Source organism: Variovorax sp. SRS16, assembly GCF_901827165.1.
Lineage (GTDB): Bacteria > Pseudomonadota > Gammaproteobacteria > Burkholderiales > Burkholderiaceae_C > Variovorax.
Map to the genome: position 1 here is coordinate 453,349 of NZ_LR594668.1, position 22,112 is coordinate 475,460.

Annotated in this window: 21 protein-coding genes and 2 pseudogenes; 10 read left to right on the forward strand and 13 right to left on the reverse strand. The window is 63.5% G+C overall.

Annotated features, from left to right (window positions below; genetic code table 11):
- Nucleotides 1–39: 39 nt before the first annotated feature.
- From E5P2_RS34365 to E5P2_RS34395, 7 genes are all read left to right on the forward strand, one after another.
- Nucleotides 40–1,218 (forward strand): ABC transporter substrate-binding protein, encoded by a 1,179-nt coding sequence (locus E5P2_RS34365; RefSeq protein WP_162571523.1) that lies wholly within the window; start codon nt 40–42, stop codon nt 1,216–1,218.
- Nucleotides 1,219–1,233: 15 nt separating this feature from the next.
- Nucleotides 1,234–2,103 carry a branched-chain amino acid ABC transporter permease gene (locus E5P2_RS34370; protein WP_162571524.1) on the forward strand — a complete coding sequence of 290 codons (870 nt, stop codon included), beginning with the start codon at nt 1,234–1,236 and terminating at the stop codon, nt 2,101–2,103.
- Complete coding sequence (locus E5P2_RS34375; RefSeq protein WP_162571525.1) at nt 2,100–3,113, forward strand: branched-chain amino acid ABC transporter permease; 1,014 nt, start codon at nt 2,100–2,102, stop codon at nt 3,111–3,113. The genes E5P2_RS34370 and E5P2_RS34375 overlap by 4 nt, the downstream gene beginning before the upstream one ends.
- Nucleotides 3,110–3,874, forward strand: a complete 765-nt coding sequence (locus tag E5P2_RS34380; protein WP_081270295.1) for an ABC transporter ATP-binding protein — start codon at nt 3,110–3,112, stop codon at nt 3,872–3,874. Before E5P2_RS34375 ends, E5P2_RS34380 begins: the two co-directional genes overlap by 4 nt.
- Nucleotides 3,855–4,577, forward strand: coding sequence for an ABC transporter ATP-binding protein (locus E5P2_RS34385; protein WP_162571526.1), 723 nt, complete (start codon nt 3,855–3,857; stop codon nt 4,575–4,577). Before E5P2_RS34380 ends, E5P2_RS34385 begins: the two co-directional genes overlap by 20 nt.
- Nucleotides 4,578–4,804: 227 nt before the next feature.
- Nucleotides 4,805–6,046 (forward strand): MFS transporter, encoded by a 1,242-nt coding sequence (locus E5P2_RS34390; RefSeq protein ID WP_162571527.1) that lies wholly within the window; start codon nt 4,805–4,807, stop codon nt 6,044–6,046.
- A gap of 63 nt (nt 6,047–6,109) precedes the next feature.
- On the forward strand, nt 6,110–6,946 hold the full coding sequence (locus tag E5P2_RS34395; RefSeq protein WP_232080996.1) for a LysR substrate-binding domain-containing protein: 837 nt from the start codon (nt 6,110–6,112) through the stop codon (nt 6,944–6,946).
- A gap of 159 nt (nt 6,947–7,105) precedes the next feature.
- On the opposite strand, the pseudogene E5P2_RS34400 reads toward E5P2_RS34395, so the two are convergent.
- Both E5P2_RS34400 and E5P2_RS34405 read right to left on the reverse strand, forming a co-directional pair.
- Nucleotides 7,106–7,711, reverse strand: a pseudogene (locus tag E5P2_RS34400) (EamA family transporter); the annotation flags it as partial.
- Nucleotides 7,711–8,589 carry a MurR/RpiR family transcriptional regulator gene (locus tag E5P2_RS34405; protein WP_162571529.1) on the reverse strand — a complete coding sequence of 293 codons (879 nt, stop codon included), beginning with the start codon at nt 8,587–8,589 and terminating at the stop codon, nt 7,711–7,713. The gene E5P2_RS34405 and the pseudogene E5P2_RS34400, both read right to left, overlap by 1 nt.
- An 86-nt stretch (nt 8,590–8,675) precedes the next feature.
- On the opposite strand from E5P2_RS34405, the gene E5P2_RS34410 reads away from it, so the two are divergent.
- Nucleotides 8,676–9,572 carry an oxidoreductase gene (locus tag E5P2_RS34410; protein WP_162571530.1) on the forward strand — a complete coding sequence of 299 codons (897 nt, stop codon included), beginning with the start codon at nt 8,676–8,678 and terminating at the stop codon, nt 9,570–9,572.
- Nucleotides 9,573–9,680: 108 nt separating this feature from the next.
- Here the strand turns inward: E5P2_RS34410 and E5P2_RS38030 are convergent, their stop codons facing one another.
- The 8 genes from E5P2_RS38030 to E5P2_RS34445 all read right to left on the reverse strand — a co-directional run bounded on the left by E5P2_RS38030 (nt 9,681) and on the right by E5P2_RS34445 (nt 16,047).
- Entirely contained in the window at nt 9,681–10,229 is a 549-nt protein-coding gene (locus E5P2_RS38030) for a tripartite tricarboxylate transporter substrate-binding protein (RefSeq protein WP_232081014.1), read from the reverse strand.
- Nucleotides 10,201–10,665: a tripartite tricarboxylate transporter substrate-binding protein gene (locus tag E5P2_RS38035; RefSeq protein ID WP_232080997.1), complete on the reverse strand. Its 465-nt coding sequence runs from the start codon at nt 10,663–10,665 to the stop codon at nt 10,201–10,203. The genes E5P2_RS38030 and E5P2_RS38035 overlap by 29 nt, the downstream gene beginning before the upstream one ends.
- A 120-nt stretch (nt 10,666–10,785) precedes the next feature.
- Nucleotides 10,786–11,562 carry an enoyl-CoA hydratase/isomerase family protein gene (locus E5P2_RS34420; protein ID WP_162571531.1) on the reverse strand — a complete coding sequence of 259 codons (777 nt, stop codon included), beginning with the start codon at nt 11,560–11,562 and terminating at the stop codon, nt 10,786–10,788.
- A 9-nt stretch (nt 11,563–11,571) separates the two neighbouring features.
- Entirely contained in the window at nt 11,572–12,768 is a 1,197-nt protein-coding gene (locus tag E5P2_RS34425) for a CaiB/BaiF CoA transferase family protein (RefSeq protein WP_232080998.1), read from the reverse strand.
- Entirely contained in the window at nt 12,765–13,637 is an 873-nt protein-coding gene (locus E5P2_RS34430; protein WP_162571532.1) for a Bug family tripartite tricarboxylate transporter substrate binding protein, read from the reverse strand. The genes E5P2_RS34425 and E5P2_RS34430 overlap by 4 nt, the downstream gene beginning before the upstream one ends.
- A 122-nt stretch (nt 13,638–13,759) precedes the next feature.
- The gene (locus tag E5P2_RS34435; RefSeq protein WP_162571533.1) at nt 13,760–14,539 is read right to left on the reverse strand and encodes an SDR family NAD(P)-dependent oxidoreductase; all 780 of its coding nucleotides are present in this window, start codon (nt 14,537–14,539) and stop codon (nt 13,760–13,762) included.
- A 10-nt stretch (nt 14,540–14,549) separates the two neighbouring features.
- Entirely contained in the window at nt 14,550–15,686 is a 1,137-nt protein-coding gene (locus E5P2_RS34440) for a thiolase family protein (RefSeq protein WP_162571534.1), read from the reverse strand.
- Nucleotide 15,687: 1 nt separating this feature from the next.
- Complete coding sequence (locus tag E5P2_RS34445; RefSeq protein WP_162571535.1) at nt 15,688–16,047, reverse strand: Zn-ribbon domain-containing OB-fold protein; 360 nt, start codon at nt 16,045–16,047, stop codon at nt 15,688–15,690.
- A gap of 172 nt (nt 16,048–16,219) precedes the next feature.
- Here E5P2_RS34445 and E5P2_RS34450 point away from each other — a divergent pair, with 172 nt between their 5' ends.
- Nucleotides 16,220–17,380 carry a PrpF domain-containing protein gene (locus E5P2_RS34450; RefSeq protein WP_232080999.1) on the forward strand — a complete coding sequence of 387 codons (1,161 nt, stop codon included), beginning with the start codon at nt 16,220–16,222 and terminating at the stop codon, nt 17,378–17,380.
- A gap of 167 nt (nt 17,381–17,547) precedes the next feature.
- On the opposite strand, the gene E5P2_RS34455 is transcribed toward E5P2_RS34450, so the two are convergent.
- Complete coding sequence (locus E5P2_RS34455) at nt 17,548–18,996, reverse strand: IS1182 family transposase (protein WP_162569187.1); 1,449 nt, start codon at nt 18,994–18,996, stop codon at nt 17,548–17,550.
- 279 nt (nt 18,997–19,275) lie between these two features.
- Here E5P2_RS34455 and E5P2_RS34460 point away from each other — a divergent pair, with 279 nt between their 5' ends.
- The gene (locus E5P2_RS34460) at nt 19,276–20,055 is read left to right on the forward strand and encodes an SDR family oxidoreductase (RefSeq protein WP_162571536.1); all 780 of its coding nucleotides are present in this window, start codon (nt 19,276–19,278) and stop codon (nt 20,053–20,055) included.
- 56 nt (nt 20,056–20,111) lie between these two features.
- On the opposite strand, the pseudogene E5P2_RS34465 reads toward E5P2_RS34460, so the two are convergent.
- A pseudogene (locus E5P2_RS34465) lies at nt 20,112–20,297 on the reverse strand (helix-turn-helix domain-containing protein); the annotation flags it as partial.
- Between the two features lie 128 nt (nt 20,298–20,425).
- A complete protein-coding gene (locus E5P2_RS34470; RefSeq protein ID WP_162571537.1) occupies nt 20,426–21,976 on the reverse strand; it encodes a recombinase family protein in 1,551 nt (516 codons plus the stop codon).
- Nucleotides 21,977–22,112 lie beyond the last annotated feature (136 nt).

The window sequence follows — 22,112 nt, forward strand, 5'->3', positions numbered from 1 at the left end:
CTCACCGCACCAGCCACCCCCCACTACCTGGATAGAACAATGACCATCAAACTCGTTGCCGCCCTGGCGGTTTCACTCGCGACGATCGCCTTTCAGTCCCGCGCCGACGTCATCAAGGTGGGCGTCATCGCTCCGATGTCCGGGCCGTTTTCGGCCGTGGGGCAAACCTGGGAGGGTGCGACCAAGGCCTATCAGAAGCTCAACGGCACGACCGTGGGCAAGCACACGATCGAAGTCGTCTACCGCGACCTTCCCGAGATCAACCCTGCTCAGGCCAAGGCGCTGGCACAGGAACTGATCGTCAAGGAAGGCGCGCAGTACATCGCTGGCCTCTACTTCACGCCCGACACCCTGGCCGTGGCTGCGCTCGCGCAGGAGGCCAAGGTACCGGTCGTGATCTTCAACGCATCCACGTCGTCGCTGCTCGACAAGTCGGACTTCCTGCTGCGCACTTCGTACACCCTGCCGCAGATGGCGGTGCCCGTGGCCAAGTACGCGCTCGAGAAAAACGTCCGCAGTGTCGTCACGCTGGTTAGCGACTTCGGCCCTGGCCTGGACGCCGAGAAATCTTTCACCACGGCCTTCGTCGCCGGCGGCGGCAAGCTGCTCGAGGCCATCCGCGCGCCGTTGAAGACCACCGACTTCGGTCCGCTGATGCAGCGCGTGATGGCACTCAAGCCCGATGCCCTCTACGTCTTCGCCCCGGGCGGCCCCGCAACGTATGCAATGGTCAAGGCCTACAACGAGGCCGGCCTCCGAACTGCCGGCGTGCGCTTTCTCGGCACCGCCGAGACCGACGAAGACCAGCTGCGGGCCATCGGCCCGGACCTTCTCGGCATCGAGACCGGCATGTACTATTCGGCCACGCATAACTCCGCGCTGAACAACGCCCTCATCAAGGCATTTGGCGAAGTGGCCCCCAAGGCCATTCCGACCGTTCAGCTCGCCAACGCCTACGATGGCCTCCACGTGATCTATCGCATGGTCCAGGCCACAGATGGGCAGCGCGATGGGGTCAAGGCGCTCGCCAGCGCCAAGGGGTACGCGTGGGAGAGTCCGCGAGGCCCGGTGAAGATCGACCCTGCCTCCCGCGAGCTCGTGCAAAACGTCTACATGCGCGTGGTCGAGAAAGACCCGTCAGGGCGCTTCGTGAACCGCGAGTTCCGCACGTTCGAGATGCAGCCCGATTACGGCCGCACCCAGAACGCGTCCAAGTAACGCAGAGCCTGCAGCATGTCTCTCTCGCTCCTGAGCAGCATTCTGATCGACGGGATCGCCTACGCGATGATCCTCTTCATGATCACGGTGGGCCTGTCGATGACGATGGGCCTCATGCGGGTGGTGAACCTGGCGCATGGCGCCTTCGCGATGCTCGGCGGCTTCTTTGCAGCCACCATTCCGCAGCGCCTGGGGGTGCCGGCCTGGCTGGGATTCCTGCTGGCCATCGCCCTGGTCGGGCTTGTTGCGCTGCTGTTCGAGCGCATCCTGCTGCGGCGCTTCTATGGACGCGACGATCTCGACCAGATGCTGGTGACGATCGGGCTGATGTTCCTGGCGACGGCCGCGGTGAACCTGATGTTCGGTTCTACCGTGACATCCGTGGCGCTGCCCGACCTGTTCAACGGCACGGTCGATCTGGGCTTCCGCTCCATCCCGCGGCATCGGCTTATCGTCGTGGGCTGCGGGCTCGTCGTCGTCTGCGTGCTCTGGCTGGCGGTGGACAGATCTTCCTTCGGCATCCGGGTGCGCGCCGCTGTCGACAACGCGCCCATCGCACGCGCGATCGGCATCGACACCACGAAGATCTACGCAGCCACCTTCGTGATGGGCGCAGCGCTTGCGGCACTGGGCGGCATCGCTGGTGCAGAACTTCTGCCCATGGAGTCGACGTACGCCTCCAAGTACCTGGTGATCCTGCTGGCCGTCGTCGCCGTCGGAGGCAACGGAAATTTCTTCGGCTCATTCTTCGCAGCGTTGCTGCTCGGTATTGTGGAAACTTCGATGAAATACATGGTCCCGCAGCTCGCATCGGCTGCGTTTTTCTTCACGATGATCATCGTCCTGCTGGTTCGGCCGCAAGGGCTGTTCGGGAGGCACGCATGAACACGGTCACTGCGCCGCGGGCGGTGCCCGCACCGTCTCGCGCCCGCCCATGGATGCAGCTGCGCGGAGAGCTCGTGCTGCTGCTGGTGGGGCTGCTGGCCTTCGTGCTGTTTCCGCAAGACCTCGGCTTGCTGACCAACATGGCGACCATGTCAATCTTCGCGCTGTCGCTGAGTCTCGTGCTGGGGCAGGCCGGCATTGCGACCCTGGGCCAGGCCGCGTTGTACGGCAGCGGCGCCTACGTCGCGGGCTGGACGGCGCTGTACCTGACGGCAGACCCGATCGCCGGCTTGCTGCTCGGCGGGCTCGGCGGCGGAGTGATCGCGGTGCTGAGCGGCGCCGTGATGCTGCGGTCGACCAAACTCACGTTGGTCATGCTGACCATCGCGGTCGCCCAACTGCTGCTCGAACTGGCCAACTGGGCGAGGTGGCTCACGGGCGGCGACGACGGCCTTGCCGGTTTCAACATCGCGCCGCTGTTCGGCATCTGGGAGTTCAGCTTCCTGAGCTACACGGGCTACTTCTATGCCCTGGGCGCGCTCGTGCTCGTGTACTTCCTGCTGAGGAACCTCGTGGAGTCGCCTTTCGGCCTGACGGCCAAGGCCATCCGCCAGGACCCTGGACGGGTTCAGGCGCTGGGGGGCCGCGTCTACCTTCACCTGCTGGCGGTCTACACCGTCGGCGGCATTGTGGCGGGGCTGGCCGGCGCATTGACGGCACAGACCAGCAAGGTCGCCAATCTCTTCATGCTGGACTTCTCGACGTCGGCGGGCGTGGTGGTCATGATCGTTCTGGGCGGAACGCGCCGCCTGTCGGGCGCCGTGCTCGGCACTGTCGCCTACATGACCATTCATCACATCGCATCGACCCTGAACCCCTACCACTGGCTGTTCATCATCGGGTCGATGCTGATCGTCGTGCTCATCGTGTTGCCCGAGGGGCTGATCGAGCTGTTCGACCGCGCCGTGGCGTACGCCCGGCAGTCTCGACGCAGCGGGGTGGCACGATGACTCACCGGCTCCAGACACACAACCTGAGTCACTCCTTTGGCGGCCTCGCGGTCACGCAGAACGTCTCGCTGTCGCTTCCCCACGGCGCGCGCACGGCATTGATCGGCCCCAACGGCGCCGGCAAGACGACGCTGGTCAACCTGCTGAGCGGCGCCCTGCGCCCGCAGTCGGGCGACATCCAGCTGGACGGGCGCTCGATCGTCCAGTTGCCGCAGTACGCTCGCGTGCGCAATGGCATCGTCCGCACGTTCCAGATCAGCCGCCTGTTCAAGGAACTGACCGTGGCGGACAACGTCAAGGTCGCGGTGCTGCAGCGGCATCGGGCCTCCATGCAGTGGTGGCCCTCGCCTTCACGTTCCGCGCGCGTGCAGCAGGATGTGGACGAGACGCTCGGCATGCTGGGCCTGCACCCGTATGCGAACCGGGTGGTGGGACAACTGGCACTGGGAGAACAACGGCTCGCGGAAATCGCCCTGGCACTCGCGATGCGGCCCCAGGTGCTGCTGCTCGATGAACCGGGCGCAGGCGTGCCGCAGGGCGAAGGCGGCCGCATCATGGAAGCCATTGCGCGCCTGCCGAAGGATTTGTCGGTATTGCTGATCGAGCACGACATGGACCTGGTGTTCCGGTTCGCGTCGCACATCATCGTGCTGGTCGCCGGTGCGGTGATGGTCGAAGGAACGCCGCAGGAAGTCGCTGCCAACGAGCAAGTCAAGCAAATCTATTTCGGACGAGACGGTCATGCCCCAGCCCACCACTGAACTCCGGTTCGACGACGTCACCGCAGGCTATGGCGGCCTGCCGGTGCTCGAGCATCTCAGCTTCAGCGTGCGCGAAGGCGAGCGACTCGGCCTGATCGGGCGCAACGGCGCGGGCAAGACCACCACGCTCGCGACCGCCATGGGCCTGGCCGACCTGATGAAGGGACGCATCCACTTCGGCGGCGCCGACATCAGCAACGCGAGCACCTATGCACGCTCGCGCGCCGGCCTCGGTTACGTTCCGCAGAGCCGCGACATCTTCCCCTCGCTGACAGTCGAGGAGAACCTGCTGTCCGGCTTGCAGGGGCGCTCGGCAAGCGTCGCCCTACCACCGATCTATGCACTGTTTCCGCGGCTCAAGGAGCGCCGACGCAACGGAGGCACGCAGCTGTCGGGCGGCGAGCAGCAAATGCTGTCGGTGGCACGCGCACTCGTGGGGCAGCCGCGCATCCTGTTGCTCGACGAACCGCTCGAAGGCCTGGCGCCGATGGTGCGCGAGGAGTTGATGGATGCCATCGTCCGGATGAGCGATCAGCTCGGCGTGGGCTGCATCATCGTGGAGCAGCACGTGGATGTCGTTCTCGAGTTTTCCAACAACGTGATCGTGCTGGAACGCGGACTGACCGCCTACGCTGGGTCTGCGGCGGTGCTGAGTGGCGAAGAGGCATTGCTCAACCGCACCATCGGCATCCAGAAGTGCTGAAGACGAACTCACCGGTGGCTCAACGTGATTCGCTCCAGAAGGAAGGCCCACGCTCATGCAGCAATGCGCATCTTTGATTGACTCGGTGCGGTCGAGCACTGAAGCCACCGATGAACCGGCTCCGTTCGATCGCGGTGTAGGCCAAGGCTGCTGCGCGTTTCTTATCGGCGTGCGTGACGACCTCGCCGTTCCACCGTTCACTTTCACTTCGTCATAAGGATCCGCACATGACGCCCTCTCCTCATTCGCCTTCAGAACTGCGGCAGCATTGGCGCTACGTCCTGGGTTGCTTCCTCGGACTGACCAGCGGCGTCTCGTCCCTGTACTTCTACAGCTCAGGTCTGTTTCTGAAGCCGCTCGCAGCCGAGTTCGGATGGACCAGAGGCACCGCGTCCCTAGGCTCGCTGATCAGCAGCGTGCTGCTCGGATGCGCGGCGCCTTTCATCGGGCAGGTGATCGACCGGTACGGCGCGCGACGCGTGACCCTGCTCTCCCTGGTGGGCCTGTCGATCTCATTCCTGCTCCTGGGCGTTTGGACGCAGGGGTTGGCCAGTTTTCTGGGGCTGGTCACTGTCCTGACATTGCTCGGCGGCGCGACCTCGCCCTTGTCTTTCACAAGGATCCTGGTGGGCAAGTTCTCTCGCCAGCGCGGACTAGCGCTGGGCATCTCCATCACCGGAACCGGGGTCGGGGCCATCCTGATCCCATTGATCGTCACGCCGGCTATCGCCCATTTCGGATGGCGAGCCACCTACCTGGGCCTTGCAGCGGTCGTCCTTGCACTGTTGCCATTGATTGCCTACTTCCTGCGAGGCGCGGATGCGGCCCCTGCAGACAAGGGCCGCCGTGCCTCAGCCGGAAATAATCTGAAGGCGCTGGCCGATCCGCACTTCTTCCGCATTGCCGCGGTCTTCCTGTTGTGCTCGGTCGGCATCTTCGGCACGATCGTGCACGTCGTTCCGATGCTCACCGACCTGGGGCTTTCCCCGAACCGTGCCGCCGGTCTCGCCAGCATCCTTGGCGTGGCGGTCATCGCCGGACGGATCGTCACCGGCTTTCTGCTGGACGTGTTCGATGCCGCGCGCTTGTCGGCGACGCTCTTCATGCTGTCCGCCACCGGCATGCTGCTTCTGGCAACGGGCCAACCGGCGCTGGTGCTTCCGGGGTTGCTCATGACAGGCTTCGCGGTCGGCGCGGAGTTCGACCTCGCAGCCTATCTGGTGAGCCGAAAATTCCCACTGAACCTCTACAGCACCCTCTTCGGGGGCGTCTATGCCACGGTGGCCATCGGCGCCGGCGTCGGCCCGTTCCTGGCGGGACGGTTCTTCGACAGTTCCGGCAGCTATATCTCGTGGCTCTGCCTGGCAGCGGGACTGCTGCTTGCAGCCGCAATGATCTGCCTCACCGAGCGTCCCGGCGCCAAGCACGCGACCGGCACCGTTGCAGTTGCAGGCTCAAGCGACAGCTGAGTTCGCTCAGCCCTCAGTTTGGTCGCGATGCACAACCTCCGTACGCTCCTAAGCCCTCTGCGGGTGTTCGATGCAGTGTGTCGCGCCAAGGGGATCACGCGCGCCGCTCAGGTGCTTCATGTGACGCCTGGTGCAGTCAGCCAGCAGGTCAAGCAGCTGGAGATCGGGCTCGGAGCGCAGTTGTTCCAGAAATCCGGCCGCGAAATCGAACTCACCGCGGTGGGCAAGCGACTGGCCCACCGCGTCTCGGATGCTTTCGATCGCCTGAATGATGCGCTGAAGGACGTGGCCGACATCCAACTGGACAAGCGGCTGCGCCTGAAAGCGACGCCGAGCCTTGCGATCCGATGGTTGGTACCTCGCCTGCGCGACTTCTCCGCGCAACACCCCGACATTGACCTTGAGATTTCGACCATTGCGATGGCCGACGACATCCGGCTCGAGGGCTCAGACTGCGCGATCCGACATGGCATGGGAGAGTGGGCCGATGTCGAGTTGGACCACCTCTTCGACGACGAATTTCTTCCTGTCTGCGCACCCAACCTGGCCGAGCATTTGAAGACACCTCAAGACCTGCTGCAAGCCAACCTGCTGCACTCCATGATGCGCCCGGAAGCCTGGTCGCTATGGTTCAGTTCGGCGGAACTTGTAGATTCCCCTCGCCTGCATGGAATCACATTGGCGAATGCTGCGCTGTGCTACCAGGCTGCGGCCGATGGATTGGGGGTTGCCGTCGCCCAGCGAGCCTACGTTGACAGCGACCTCCGCAGCGGGCGGCTCGTGATTGCCGTGGATCACGTCGCCAGAACGGAGTCTGGTTACTACTTGGTCTGCGATCCACTGAAAGCCGCAGAGGCTCCCGTGAAGCTTTTTAGAGATTGGATCCGCTCTGTCCGGTAGCAGCGATGCGAGGCGGCGCGCCGGATTCCCCCCTCGCGCGTCGGCAACACTTCTACGCAGGCTGCCGCACGAAGCCGCCGGGAGCCGATCAAGAAGGCATGCACCGCTGATCCATGGGGGTCCCTCGTACCAAGGCTGACACTCGTTAGAGACAACCAGTCGGCGCAACAGGCTGGGCGTCAGGATCAGGCTCTGCAGCAGCAGCGTAAAGGCGTAGTAGCTCAGGGGCGCCAGGTGCAGCCCGATGACCGAGTAGCCGTCCCAAAGCGTGTACGCAGCGATGGACGCCCCCGTCGCAGCGCCCCAGAGCAAGCCCTGCAGCGGGCGGCCGCCCCCGCGGCCGAACGGGTTGCCGGTGACCACGAGAATGCCGGCCACGACAAGCGACGCACCGAACATCGCGCCTGTGCTGAGCCGTTCACCCAGGAGCAGGATGGCGAAAAGCATCGTCAGCACCGGTCCGGTACCACGCGCGACCGGATAGACCCCTCCCAGCTCGGCACGGTCGTACCCGGCTTGCAAAATGAGCGAGTAGGCAGTGTGCAGCACGGCAGAGACAGCGGCACAGGCCTACAGCCGCCCGTCTAGCATCTGCTGCGGGCTTGCGCCGAAGACAAGGCTGATCGGGAAGCACAACAGCGCCGAAGCACAGGTATAGGCGCAGACGAACAGCACGGCATCACCGCGCTTGAACTTGGAGGCCAGGTTCCATACCGCGTGGGCGACCGCCGCGTCGAGGACCATCGCGACGGTGCCGGGCAGCATCAGCCGATGTCGGGCAGGTCGATGCCCGCCCGTTCCGCACGGCGGCTGCGCTCCGGGTCGCGCAGAGCAAGGGCCGCGACCAGTGCGTCAATCACCACGAGCTGCGCCAGCCGACTCCCGGCCGCAGCCATCTGGGCCGGCAGCGGGGCACCCCCAACAACCAGGGCGACGTCCGCGAGGGCCGCCAGGGGTGTGCCGTACTGGTTGGTGACGGCGATGAGCGAGGCACCGGCAGAAGACGCCGCATCGGCGATGGCGAGCGTCGTCGACGTGCGTCCGGTCGAACTGACGGCGATGACGGCGTCACCGGGTCCGAGGAGGCGCGTAGCAATCATCGCCGACAGGTGATCCGGGATGCCGATGGTCATCACGCCGACCGCGCGCAGACGGAACACCGCATCGGCGGCGACCGTCGCAGAGGGGCCGGCACCGAAGGCGATCACCTGGCGCGCACGCTGGATGGTGCTCGCCGCCTCGTCGAGCGCGGCCAACTCGACGGCCCCGCCGAGCGCGGTCAGCGCGTCGGCGCCTGCGCGGATCGCTGCCTCGAGCACCGCTGCCGTCGTCGCGCCTGCGGCGAGTGCGTCAGGGGGCGCGAAGAACCGGGTAGTTCCGCGTGCACGAGCGATTTCGATCTTCAGTTCGGTGAACCCGCTGAACCCGATTGCCCGTGCGGCACGGACCACGCTCGGCGGCGAGACCCCGGCACGGGCGGCCACCTGCGCTGTCGTGCTAGCCCCAACGAACAAGGGATCGGCAAGCAGGAGCTCAACGACCTTTGCTTCGCTTGCAGCGAGGTCGCCGCTGCGGGCCTGGATGCTTCCGATCCACTGCATCAGTCGTGCGTCACCCGGAACTGAATTACGATTGTCATTCATATTTCGTAATGTATTACATTGCCTACCGGTCGTTGCAAGCGCGACCGACACGACACCAAACACGCTAGTCGAAGGAGCCTGTCTTCATGAATGCACCCAACGTTTTATCCATCGCCGTTGTGGGCCCGGGGGCCATTGGCACCGCCATTGCGGTGGCCCTGCACGAAGTCGGTCGTACGCCGTTGCTGTGCGGCCGAACACATCGCGCCCGCCTAACGCTGGAGGATGGCGACCGCCTCATCACCGTTCCCGTCCCGGTATGGGTAGATCCCGCACAGTTCGGGTGCAACGTCGACCTCGTGTTTCTCGCGGTCAAGGCGACACAGATCGAGGCGTCCGCCGCATGGCTTGCCGCGTTGTGCGGCCCGAACACGGTGGTATGCGTGCTGCAGAACGGCGTCGAGCAGTTGGAGCGAGTCGTCCGCCATGCCCCACGCGCGCGGGTCGTTCCCACCGTCGTGTGGTTTCCTGCACAAGCGCAACCCGATGGCTCGGTGCGCCTGCGCGGGGACATGCGCCTCAGCCTGCCAATCACGCCGGAGGCAGGCGTACTGGCAGAGGCGCTACAAGGCAGCCGGTGCCGCGTCGAGCTGTCGTCGAGCTTCACCGCGCTAGCATGGCGCAAGCTGCTGCAAAACGCGGCGGCCGGACTCATGGCGCTCACGCACCGGCGCTCCGGCATGTTTAGGCGGTCCGATATCGCCGAGCTGGCCCTCGCCTATCTCCGGGAATGCCTTGCTGTAGCCCGCGCCGAGGGTGCGGAACTCGGCGACGAAGTGCTGCGGGAAATTCTCGACAAGTTCCAGGCATCTCCCGCGGACATGGGCACCTCCATCCTCACGGATCGCGAGACCGGCCGGCCGCTGGAATGGGATGTCCGCAACGGGATCATTGCGCGTCGCGGCCGCGCTCGTGGCATCCCGACGCCGATCAGCGACATCCTTGTGCCGCTCCTCGCGGCCGCGAGCGACGGCCCTGGCTAATCCTGCGGCCGACGAGCGCACTGTCGCGCCTCTTTCTCTTCGAAGCCGCAATCCTTGGTGGAGCTGCTCTCCGGAAGCGTGCGATCACCGGCCCTCACGGCCAAGGTCCTAGTCCGCTTTGAATCCCGAAGCTTTGACTACAGGCTCCCAGAAGGCACGCATCTCGCCGAACCTGGCTCGAGCCTCAGCCGGCGAGCTTCCCGTCTCCACAAAGCCGAGCGTGCGGATCTTGCGGGCGAACTGCTCGGTTGCAACGGCTTTTCGGATCGCAGTGCTCCGTTCGGAGACGACGACGGCAGGCGTTCCAGAAGGCAGGCATATGGCCAATACGCCAACTGCGGTGAGCTCCTTTCGGCCCAGCTCGCCGAACGTAAGAACATCAGGTAGAAGCGCAGAGCGTTGCGCAGAGGTCACCGCCAGCACGCGAAGCTTGCCGGCGTTGTGGTGCTGTGCGAAGTCTCCGACAGTTGAACTTCCCGCTGCGACATTGGCGCCTACGCGGTTCACGATCATCGGGGCAGCGCCCTGAAACAGCACGTCCTGTAGGGGGGTCCCGATGACTTTGGCGATCTGCAAACCCAAGAAATGGGTCGGGCCTCCCGATGCGGCATGGCCGAAGTTGGCATGCTCAGGATGGGCGCGCACCCCATTGGGCATATTCAGCAAAGGTTTTGACGGGCGAGGACGCTGGTACAGCCAGCGCCATCCGAAACTCGACCACCGTCGACGCCGGCAGGATATCCCGCTGCGCAGCGTAGTTGAGCTTGTTGAAGACGAATGCATAGATCAATTGCAGGAAGTCAGGACACAGCATGGCCACGCTTCCGTTGGCCGGGGCGGCACGCAACACATCAATCGCGAATTTTCCGCCGGCTCCTGGCCTGTTCTCCACCACGACGGTGCGGTTGAGCGGCTCGTGCAGCTGATCCGCAAGCGCCCGTGTGACGACATCGAGTGTCCCGCCAGGCGAGAAGCCCACCAGAATCCTGGCGGGCGGTTGGCTGGCCGACTGCGCGATGGCAGACGGCGCGCCGAAAGACGCGGCAACGATGAGTGCAAGGCTGTAGCGCCAAGCGGTACTTGGTTTGTTCAAGAGCTGCTCCAGAGAAATTCGGCAGGGTCACGTCGGTTGTCGCGACGTCAGCACGAGGCCACTCGAAGGACTCGATTGCTCAGCCACACACGACGCCTGCGCCCTTTGTGCGAGGCAAAGTCAGCGACCCCGGAAGACCGGCGCGCGCTTGTCGGCGAACGCACGGCGCCCTTCCAGTCGGTCCTCGCTGTCCCTGAGCACGCCAAAGGCCTGTCGCTCCAGTTCCAGTCCACCGGCAAGCGGCAGCTCCCGTCCGGTCATCGCCAGACGCTTGGCGGCGGTCATCGCCAATGGCGCATTGGCTGCCATTGCTCGCGCCAGGTTGATCGCCGTTTCCTGCAGCGCGGCAAGGGGAACCACCTTGCTGACCAGGCCGATCCGCAACGCTTCGTTGGCATCGATGCGTTCGCCCGTGAGCAGCATCCACATCGCGTCCGACTGGCCCACCGCGCGGATCAGGCGTTGCGTGCCCCCGGCGCCTGGGATGCTGCCGACGCGCACTTCCGGCAAGCCGAACTGCGCGTTGTCGGAACAGATGCGGATGTCCGCGAGCAACGCCAGTTCCAGGCCACCGCCGAGGGCATAGCCGTTGATCGCGGCGATGACAGGCTTGTCGGTCTGCAGCGTGCCGAAGTTGGAATGTCGGGTGCCGGCGCGAAAGACCTGCCGGGCTGCGCTGTCGGCAGGCGGCATCGTTTTCTTGAGGTCTGCACCAGTGCAAAACGCACGCTCGCCCGTACCGGTCAGGACGACTACGCGGACGTCCTCGTCGCTCGAGACTTGGTCCCAGATCGCGAGCAGCTGCTCGTTCGATTCCGGGTCGATGGAATTCATGGCTTCGGGCCGATTCAGGGTGACGATGGCGACGCCATCCTGGAATGTCTTGACGACGGGCATGGGCTTGTCTCAGTTGGAAGGAGAGTTGGCGGCGATGACCGCCTCGATGTTTTCCGGCGGCATGCCCAGTTCGACCAGCACCTCGCGGGTGTGCTGTCCGAGCGTGGGAGCCGCTCGTCGCGCCTGGGGCCGCTCGCCCACCGCACCGATGACGCTGCGCGGCATCGTCAGCACACCGGCGACCGGGTGCTGCAATGTCTCTGTGAGCGCGGCGTCGACGAAGGGCGCGGACTGCGCGACCTCGGCATAGTTGTTGATGGGACCGCAGATGATGTCCACGGCCGCGAACTGGTCGAGCCAGAAGGCACGGGGATGCGCAAGCATGCGTGCTTCGAGCAGGCGCAACAGCGCTTCGCGGTGCTGCAACCGACTCTTGTTTTCAGCGAAACGCGGGTCGGATGCGAGCTCTGGCGCACCGACTGCGGCACACAGGGCCTGCCATCGCGCAGGGTGATATGCCGCCACCATGATCCACCCGTCGGCGCAACGCAAGGCCTCGTTCGGCGTCGAATACGGCGCGGCATTTCCCTGCGGACCGGGCACATCGCCGTCTGCGAAATAGGATGCGAAACTCACATGCTGCAGCGCGATAGCGCTAGCGAACATGCTTGCTTCCACGTGCTGGCCCAGCCCCGTGCGTTGACGCTGTGCGAGGGCAGCCAAGATCGAGATGGTCGCGAACGACCCCGTGACAAGATCGACCACGGGCACCGGCACCTTGCACGGGTGGCCGCCCGGCGCGCCAGTGACGCTCATGAGCCCACTCACTGCTTGCAGCACGCCGTCCACCCCGGGCAGGTCTCTTGCGGCCCCATGCTGACCGTACGCGGAGACGGAACAGTAGATCAACCGCGGGTTCTCGGCAGATACCTCGGCGTATTCCAGGCCGAACCGGGCCATCACGCCCGGGCGAAAGCTCTCCACCACAACATCGGCTTCGGCGACGAGACGCGACGCCGCGAGCCGATGAGCTGGCTGCTTGAGATCCAGGACGATGCCGCGCTTGTTCCGGTTTAGCGCGAGAAACGGCACGCCTTCGCCATGGACCCAGGGCGAGAGAGCCCGCGAGAGATCGCCTGAGGGTGCCTCGACCTTCACGACATCGGCACCAAGATCGGCCAGGTATTGGGTGCAGCTTGGGCCAGCCATGACTTGGGTAAAGTCGATGACCCTCAAGCCATTTAGAGCATTCGCCAGCATTGTCATGAGCCCATTTGGATGTTGCCGGCGCGGATGACCGGCTCCCATTTCGCCCGCTCGGCCTGCAACATTCTTTGGTACTCTTCCTGTGTGGCCGTCATAGGCTCGAGCCCCACCGCCGTGAGCGTCGTCCGGACCTCGGGGTCCCGAAGGGCCCTGGTGACCTCCGCATGCAGGCGATTGACGACGACATTGGGTACATCCTTCGCCACGCAGACGTCATACCAGTAGCTCGCGTCGTACCCTTTCACTCCGCCTTCGGCCAGCGTCGGGATATCGGGTGCCAACTCGGAACGCTTTGCACTGCCGACGCCCAAAACCTTAAACTGACCGCTTCGGGCATATTGCATGGCGGTCGACAGCCCGACGATCGCAAGCGGCAAATGCCCGCCGATGACGTCCTGCACAGCAGGAGCGGTGCCGCGATAGCCGATGTGGGTCAATTGCAGCCCGGCCATTGACGCGAGCAGCACGCCAGCAAGGTGATGCGGAGTCGCGGGCCCAGGTGTTCCATAGCTCATACCCGGGTTCTGCCTGATATGCAAGATCAGTTCGGCCATGGTGCGGGCAGGAACCTCATTGCCCGCAATCAGCACAATCGGCACGCTCGACAGCGGAGCGATCTGCACCAGGTCCTTGGCGGCATCGAACGAGAGTTTGCTGTTCAGCAGATTCAGCAGCGACGTAATGCCGGAACCTGTCGTCAACGTGTATCCGTCGGGCTTGCTGCGCAAAACTTCGGCATACGCCAAGGTCGCCCCGGCTCCCGGCTTGTTCTCTACGACGATCGGCTGCCCCAACTGTTCGCCCAGCTGCTTCATCACCACGCGCGCCGCGAGGTCGGTGCCTCCCCCAGGGGTGTAGGGCACGATCATCCGAAGTGGCCTAGAAGGGTAGTCCTGCGCGATCGCTGGTTTGGCCGGTACGGACGCGAGCGCCGCGAAAGAGCTGATGAATGTCCTACGTCTCACCATGGTTCCCCCGATGCCGCTCGCCATCAGACAGACGGGCTGCTCAGGCTGCGGCCACCACAAACGTAAAGAAGTTGGCCGGTGACGTAGCTGGAGGCTGGTTCCGCGAAAAACCGGACTGCGCGAGCGATGTCTTCGGGCTGGCCGATGCGCTCCATCGGCACCGTCTTGTGAAGACTCTTCCGGACTTCCTCGGTCAGCGTCTCAAACAGTGGAGTTTCGACAATACCCGGCGCAATGGCATTCACAGTGATGCCCTTGCGCGCATATTCCAGCGCCAGCGAGCGGGTCAGGCTCACCACGGCGCCCTTGGACGCGGAATAGGCTGCCTGGCCGCGATTGCCCAGCCACGCGCGAGAGCCGATATTGACGATGCGCCCGAACCGGTTTTCCGCCATTCGGGTTAACACCGCCTTGGAGCAGATGAATTGCGAATGAAGGTTGACTTCGATCACGCGGCTCCAAAACGCCAGATCCATCTTGGAAACAAGCTTGTCTCCACCAATGCCGGCATTGTTGACCAGGATGTCGATGCGTGCATGAGATGCCAGTTGTTGGGCCACCGTCGACTCAACTTGCTCCACCGAGCTCACGTCAACCTTGAAGGTCTGCACGTCGACACCTTCACTCGCAAGACTGCGCTGGGCCGTTCGCAGGGCTTCGTCGTCGAAGTCCCACAGCGCGATGCGGCAGCCGCCCTGCGCAAGCTCGCGGGCGATGCCGAGGCCGATGCCCTTCGCCCCTCCGGTAACGACGGCAACGAGGCCCTGCAAAGAAGCAGGCGCGGTTGAATTAGTCTGGTTCATGTCGACCCGTTCAGAGCGAAAGAATATGGATGGAGCAGGCGGCGTGATCCACGCCCCAGATACCGCCGCCAGTCACCTGCGTGAGGCCGATGCGCGCCCCCTGCACCTGTCGTGCTCCCGCGCGGCCTTGCAACTGCTCGCAGACCTCCACGATCTGTGCGACGCCGGTCGCGCCGGGCGGATGCCCCTTGGCAAGAAGGCCGCCGCTCGGATTGACAGGTACCCGCCCGCCCAGAGTCGTCGCACCGCTGCGCAGCAACTCTGCCGCGTCGCCGCGATCGCAAAGCCCCAGCGCTTCGTAGTAGAGCAATTCGGAGATAGTGAAGGCGTCGTGCACTTCCAGCAGACTGAGGTCCTGCGGTCCCACACCGGCCTGCTCATAGGCCAGCCTGGCCGCACGCGCCGTGATCTCGGCCTCCGTCATGTCGACGGGCGTAGTTTCGAACAAGCCGGACTGCACCACTGACGCCAAGACCTGAACCGGCTTGGCAACGCCCTGGGAAGGCTTGGTGCTGAGCACGAGGGCCGCTGCCCCGTCGACCACGGCGGGACAGCATTGCAGCAGCGTGAGTGGCTCGGCCACAGGACGGGACGCAAGAATTTCCTCGCGGGTGGCCAGCTTCGCGAATTTGGCGATAGGATTGAGAACGCCGTGCTTGCGATTCTTCACGGAAATGTCCGCAAGCGTCTCGACCTTGAGGCCGTGGTCGTGCATGTAGCGACGCGCGCGCATGGCGTACAGGGCGGGCATGATCATCCCCCGTCGATTGTTCCAGTCTTGCTGGCTCAGCTGCAACGGCCCGCCGCCGAGTGCGCTCAGATGGTCCATGCCGAACACCAGGACGGTTTCGTACTGCCCGACCTTAAGCGCCTGCAATGCAAGGTTGAGTGCGGTCGCGCCGCTGGAGCAGGCGTTGTCCACGTTGTAGACCGCGCCCCCGTGCGCATGCAGTTCACGCAGTGCGCGCTGCCCCGGCAACATGGCGCCGAGCGCGTTGCCGCAGTAGAACGCCTGCACCTCGGAAAGCCGCGCGCCTGCATCTTCCAGGGCACCAAGAATGGCCGACTGGACCATGGCTTCTTCGGTAAGTTCAGGAAAGCGGCCGAAGTCGGTGATGCCGACGCCGGTGATGAGTGGCTGCTTCATTTCATTGCTCCTGGAAGGCGTAGTCGGGTGTGCCGTCCGGCAGTGCGAAGGGCACCACCCTCACGCGGCTTTCGATGGCAGGCAGAGTCCCATCGAAGAGGAGCCGACCGAAGGCACGAACGCCGGAATCGAAGTCGACCATCGAGAGTGCGTAGGCAGGCTTGTCCTTGCCGGGATGGACCACGGTGAAGCTGTAGAGAGACCCGGTGGGGCCGATCTCGATTTCCTCGATCGGCTGGTCGTGGTGGACAAATTCGATAGGCGGAAACTGCGCGGGCTGACCGCCTGCCTGTGTGGCCACAAGTACCATGCCGCCGGGGGTGTCACGGAAGTGCGAATCCGTGCGCTTGATGATCTTCAAAGGTGTCTCCTGTTCCGGTGGCGATGGCCACGGCAGCAGGAAGTGTGTTGAAGCAGGGCTGCTCCGTCATTGGATTTATGCTGGGAATTGTTTAGTTCGCCTAAACTACTCCAAGCATGTAGTTCTGCTAAAGCCAGCGCAGCCGAACTGCAAGGACGAGCGCCACTTGCCCTTGCATACTGAGCGGATGAAAGAACAAACAAGCGTTCCCGTCACCTTGATGCGCGGTGGCACCAGCAAGGCTGTTTTTCTCGCGCAGCGCGACGTGCCAACCGATCCACAAGCGCTGCAGCGATTTCTGCTCGCGCTGTTCGGCAGCCCCGACGTGCGACAGATCGACGGGCTCGGAGGCGCCGACATGCTCACGAGCAAATGCGCGATCATTGGGCCGCCTTCACGGCCCGACGCGGACATCGACTACACCTTCGTGCAGATCGGGGTCGACCAGCCCACCGTGAGCTTCGAGATCGTCTGCGGCAACATCTCATCGGCCACCGGGGTCTACGCGCTGCAGCAGGGGTTGCTTCCCGTGCAGGAGCCCACCACCACGGTGCGAGTGCACAACACCAACACCGGCAAGATCTTGCGCATGGTGGTGCAATGCGCCGACGGCGAACCGCGCGTGGAAGGCGACACCGAAGTAGACGGGGTGCCCGCCAAGGGAGCCGAGGTCGCGCTGGACTACTCCGGCACCAGCGGCGCCACGTCGGGCAGGCTGTTGCCGACCGGCCGGCCACGCGATTCGGTCTACGTCTCGAAGCTCGGCCGCGAAATACCGGTGTCGATCGTCGATGTGGGAACGGCGTGCGTATTCATCCGCGCGGCGGATCTGGGCGTGACGGGCACGGAGCTTCCCGGCCAGCTCGGTTCCGACGTCTACGACATGGCCGAGGAAGTCAGGCGCTGGGCCGCCGAACGCTGCAACCTGCCGGCCTCGGGAATCCTCACGCCCTACCAGATCCTCATCGGCGAAGCGCAGGCGTATCGAACCATCGGCGGCAACCGAATCGTCGAGCCGTCGGAGATCGACTTCGTTGCGCGCATGGTTCTCAATGGCGGTGCGATGCATAAGGCTTTTCCAGGCGGAGGCTCGGTCTGCCTTTCCGTGGCGGCGCAGATCGCGGGGACGATTCCGGCGGAAGCGCGAGGCAGTCATGCCGGGCCCACGCGCATCCGCATCGGCCACCCCAGCGGCGTGATCGGCATCTTTGCGGATGTGGCTCGCACTGCCGACGACGAGTGGGCGGTCCAAGAAGTGCATTTCACTCGAACGGCTCGGCGGCTTTTCGATGGCACCGCCTACGTGAGGCGTGCCCTTCTCGAGGTGGGCTGATCTCGACCGAGGCTGTGTGCAAACAGCTTTGACTTGCGAGTATGCCGAACACACGGGCTTGTTCCCGTCATTGGCGCCACGGAGTCATCCAGTGGTCTTGTCGCGCAAACTCGGCGTTGCTCACGCCTCAGAGTCGCTGCACGAGTCGCGAAGGTCACCGAAGGGGCTCATGCCCCCAGCAATCTCATCGCCTTCGTCGTTCTGGCAATACCCAGGATCGCGATCACCCGCTTCAGGTTGTATGCCAGCACGTGCAGACTCATCTCGGTGTTCACGTGCTCCAGTTTCTTCGTGAGGAAGTGCGTCCAACCCATCCAGTGTTTGAGTGTCCCGAACACGTGCTCCACGGTGCATCTGCGCAGTGTCATGGCAACAGGCTTGCGGTCCAGGCGTTGCTGTACGCGCTCGAGCACTGCTTCATGCTCCCATCGCCGGATGCGCCGATAGTCGCTGGGCGTGCACCGGTCCTTCAGCGGGCAGTTGGGGCAGGCACTGGTCCAGTAGAGATGTGCTTTCAGGCCACTCTTCTCGATCGTGCTGAACCTGAAGATGGCTCGCTGCCCTGCGGGACACTGATACTCGTCGTCCTTCGCGATATAGATGAAGTCGCTCTTGTCGAAGCGCCCCTCGGCCTTGGCGTTCGAGGTCATCGGCTTGGGTACGTAGGTCGTGATGCTCGCGTCCTCGCAGGCCTTGAGCTCCATGCCGTTGAAGTACCCACGATCAGCGAGCGCTTGCAGTTTGGTCTTGCCCATCGCCTCGCGCGCAGCCTTGGCCATTTTGCTCAGTTGTGCACGGTCATTGCCGACGTTCGTCACCTCGTGCGCCACGATCAGGTGGCGCCTGGCATCGACGGCCGCCTGGACGTTGTAGCCCACCAGACCCGAGCCTTTGGCTTGCGAGTTCATCGAGCGCGCATCGGGATCGGTGAGCGAGTGCTGCCCATCGGGTTCCTTCTTCAACTCTTCCTTGGTGTCGTCGAGCCGCTTCATCTGCTCGCGCAGTTTCTTGATCTTGTCCTGCAAGCGCTCGGTCTTGGCTTCGACCTCCGTCGGCTGTGTGCGGTCGGCCGTCTCCAGGGCGTCGAGATAGCGCTGGATGCTCTGCTCGATCTGCCGCTGGCGCGCGTCGATCTTGCCGGCAGTGAAGTTGCGGTCGCGGCTGTTGACCGCCTTGAACTTGCTGCCGTCGATGGCGACGATGGCATGAGAGAACAGCTTGAGGTCGCGGCACAGGCCGACGAAGCGCTTGCAGACGTTGCGGATGCCGGGACCGTTGTCGTGACGGAAGTCGGCAATGGTCTTGAAGTCCGGCGCCAAGCGACCCGTGAGCCACATCAGTTCAACGTTGCGCTGTGCCTCGCGCTCCAGGCGGCGGCTCGACTGGATGCGGTTGAGGTAACCGTAGATGTAGAGCTTCAACAGGACCGACGGGTGGTAAGAAGGCCGACCCGTTGCCGCCGGATCAACGCCTTCGAAGCCCAGTGCGTAGAGATTCAGTTCCTCGACGAACGCGTCCACGACTCGCACCGGGTTGTCTTCGCCGATATAGTCGTCAAGGCACTCGGGCAGCAGAGTGACCTGCTGTCGGTCCTCGCCTTCGATGAATCGCTTCATGGGCCACCACCTCGCTCAGACGGGTTGGCTCAATATAGGCGACCATCGAGGGAGTTTCCACACAACCTCGACCAATTGCCGATGGGACAGTTCTGAAGACAGCGGCGCAAAGGCCTATGCTCACCAACCTGGCGCGACATGGGCCAGCCGAGAGCAAGGGCTGCCTGTGCTCTGCCAGAGATCCCATCTCATTTTTATCGAGACCAGTACGTCATGGCGCCCAGAAGTCAGACAGGAGATATCTCACATGCGCAAGCACATAACGGCTGAGGCATCGCAATGACGACGCAGAATCTATTTTCTCTGCAAGGCCGCACCGCGCTCGTCACGGGTGGCTCACGGGGTATTGGCCGCATGATCGCCGGGGGATTTCTGGCGCAGGGTGCACGCGTCTACATCAGCGCGCGCAAAGCCGCGGCATGCGATCTGGCGGCTTCGGAACTGTCGAAGCACGGCCATTGCGTCTCGCTGCCCTACGACGTCTCGACGGTCGGCGGATGCCAGGCCCTGGCCGCCGCCTACGCTCGGCATGAGAGCAAGCTGGACATCTTGGTCAACAACGCCGGCGCCGCATGGGGAGAAGACTTTGATGCTTTCCCCGAAAGCGGCTGGGACAAGGTGGTCGATCTCAATATGAAGACACCCTTCTTCCTGACGAAGGCGCTGTCAGAGCCGCTGCGCGCCGCAGCCAAAGGGCGTGTGGGAAAGATCATCAACATCTCCTCCACGGACGGCATCGCGCTCAATCCTCAGGAGAATTACTCCTACGTCGCCAGCAAGGCGGGCTTGATCCACCTGACCCGGCGGATGGCGCTGCGCTTGGCGCAGGACAACATCGCGGTCAGCGCCATTGCACCTGGCGCGTTTCCATCCGAGATGAACCGCAACGCGCGCGACCGCGGCGACGAACTGTCCGAACACATACCCGCCAAGCGCATCGGCACTCCAGAGGACATCGCAGGCGCGGCGATCTTCTTGGCATCGCGTGCAGGTGACTACGTGATGGGCGCTACCCTTGTGGTGGACGGTGGTGTAACCCACGCTCGAGCCTACAGGTGAGTGCATCTATGGGATGGGCGCTGATGTCCGGCGACGCGCTGACCTGAAATCATCTGTCATCCATCTACGCGAAAGCGGTCGTTGATGTAGGTGGCGGGAGGTTTTCCAAAAGCCTTCTTGAACATCGTATTGACGGCAGAGGGCGACTCATAGCCCAAGTCATAGGCGACCTGCTGGACAGTTGCGCCACCGGACAACTCGCGAAGCGCCACGATCATCTGCAACTGGCGCCGCCAGCGGCCAATACAGCTAACATAACCCTGTCATCGTCAAACGCGTGATCGGCGTTGACTGACGTCGCGCTCGTTCAAGGAACGGTGGCGTACTTGATAGCACAGGACGAATGCCAAGGGCCAACTGAAGACTACGGTCACAAGTTTAAGGCGATGTCGGCGATTGCAGTCGCAACGGCAGGCACGTCGGTGTATCTAAACTGCGCTGTCTGATCGTCGCAGGAGGCTTTGAGGAATGGAGGGACGCCCTGGATCTCGGCTCTGCGCAAAAACAGAAAATCTTGAATCGCCTGATTTCCCCGGGCCATCCTGATGGCCAGCACATGCGAGCTTCCAGAAGCGGGCTCATGGGCCATCCTCCACCCCGAGCACCGGTAACTGATGGGTTCGCGGTGCCGGCAGACGCGGACCTCGATGGCGAACCGGTCTGCGAAAGCGATGAGGTTCGGCGCTGTCACTGAACACTCGATCGAGCGCGCTTCAAGGGCCTGCATCAAGGATTCTTGGGTTTGCTTCCTGACTGCGGCCAAGGCTCGCTCAATGTCATAGAACCGGTATCGAGACCCGATGGCAAACCCCAGGCGTTGATATGCACCCGTCACTCCGCCAAAGTGCGCCCTGATCGTGCTCGCCGCGGGAAGATCGGGATCACGCTCAATGATTTCGACCGTGAGCTTTCCTTCTCTTTTCAGAGCGACGCGAAGTGCCTCCAGAAGTTCAGCATCCGTGTAGGCTTTGACGTTGAAGCTTCGCACGCGCGCAGCAGCCTCAAACAGATCCCGGCTGACGATGGGCACGAACGCTCCTTCGAAGCGAGTCCACTTTTCGGGAGGGTTGTTGATGTTCGGCGCGGCAAGCCGTTGGATCGTGCGCCCGAGGATGTTGACGCCGATGTACTTCTCGTTGGTGAGAATCGTCCGCACGAGATGGCGAGACCAGGCTTTGCCGAAGAAGCTGTAGCCTTCAGCATTCAGGGCCCGCGCAATCTGAAGCTCGCCCTTGCGAAGGTAGATGTAGTCGCGATAGATCCTCGCCACGACGGCGACCTCTTCCGCAGGTCCAGGAACCAGGGTCACACGATCGGTTTGAAGGTACTTGAGCTGCCCTTTTCTCAAGAGCATGCCCCGGGCTTGACCATCCTCCAGCACCTGGCGTCGAAGGCCATAGCCGGCGATCCCACCCACTCGATAACCCAAGCTTGCGATTCGAGCCTTGCCCGCCGCGACTTTCACCGACAGTTCTCGACTGAACTCGCCCGCCATAGCTCTCTTGAGGGCCTTCAAAACGCTCGCAAGGGGATGGCCGTCTGCCCCGAACTGCTCGGCACAGTAGATCACCCGTATTCCGGCTTGGCGGCAGAGAAATTCGTAATGAGCGCTCTCGTCGGCATCTTGGAACCGACCCCAACGGCTCACGTCGTAGACGAGTACCACTTCGAAATCGACCTTCCCAGCGACGATGTCGGAGAGAAGCCGCGAGAGACCAGGTCGGCTGCGAAGCGTGAGCCCGCTCTTCCCAGGATCGGCATAGGTGGCAACGATCTCCATGCGGTTCGTCTCGGCGAACACATGGATGAGGGCTGACTGGTTGAGGATCGAGTACTTCTGATGGTCCGTGGACATGCGGACGTACTCAGCTGCTCGTATGACCCTTTCCGGGTCGAGCTGAGGCTTGAGTGACTTGACCATCTCGCGCTCCCAGCGTGTCGGTAGGAAGATGGTGCGCCTTTTCCAATGCGAAGGCCAGAATTGGACAGTCACCGGCATCGAGGAACCTACCCGTCAAGGGCTGGCTGCCGAAGCATCCTCTACCAGCGCCGGGACT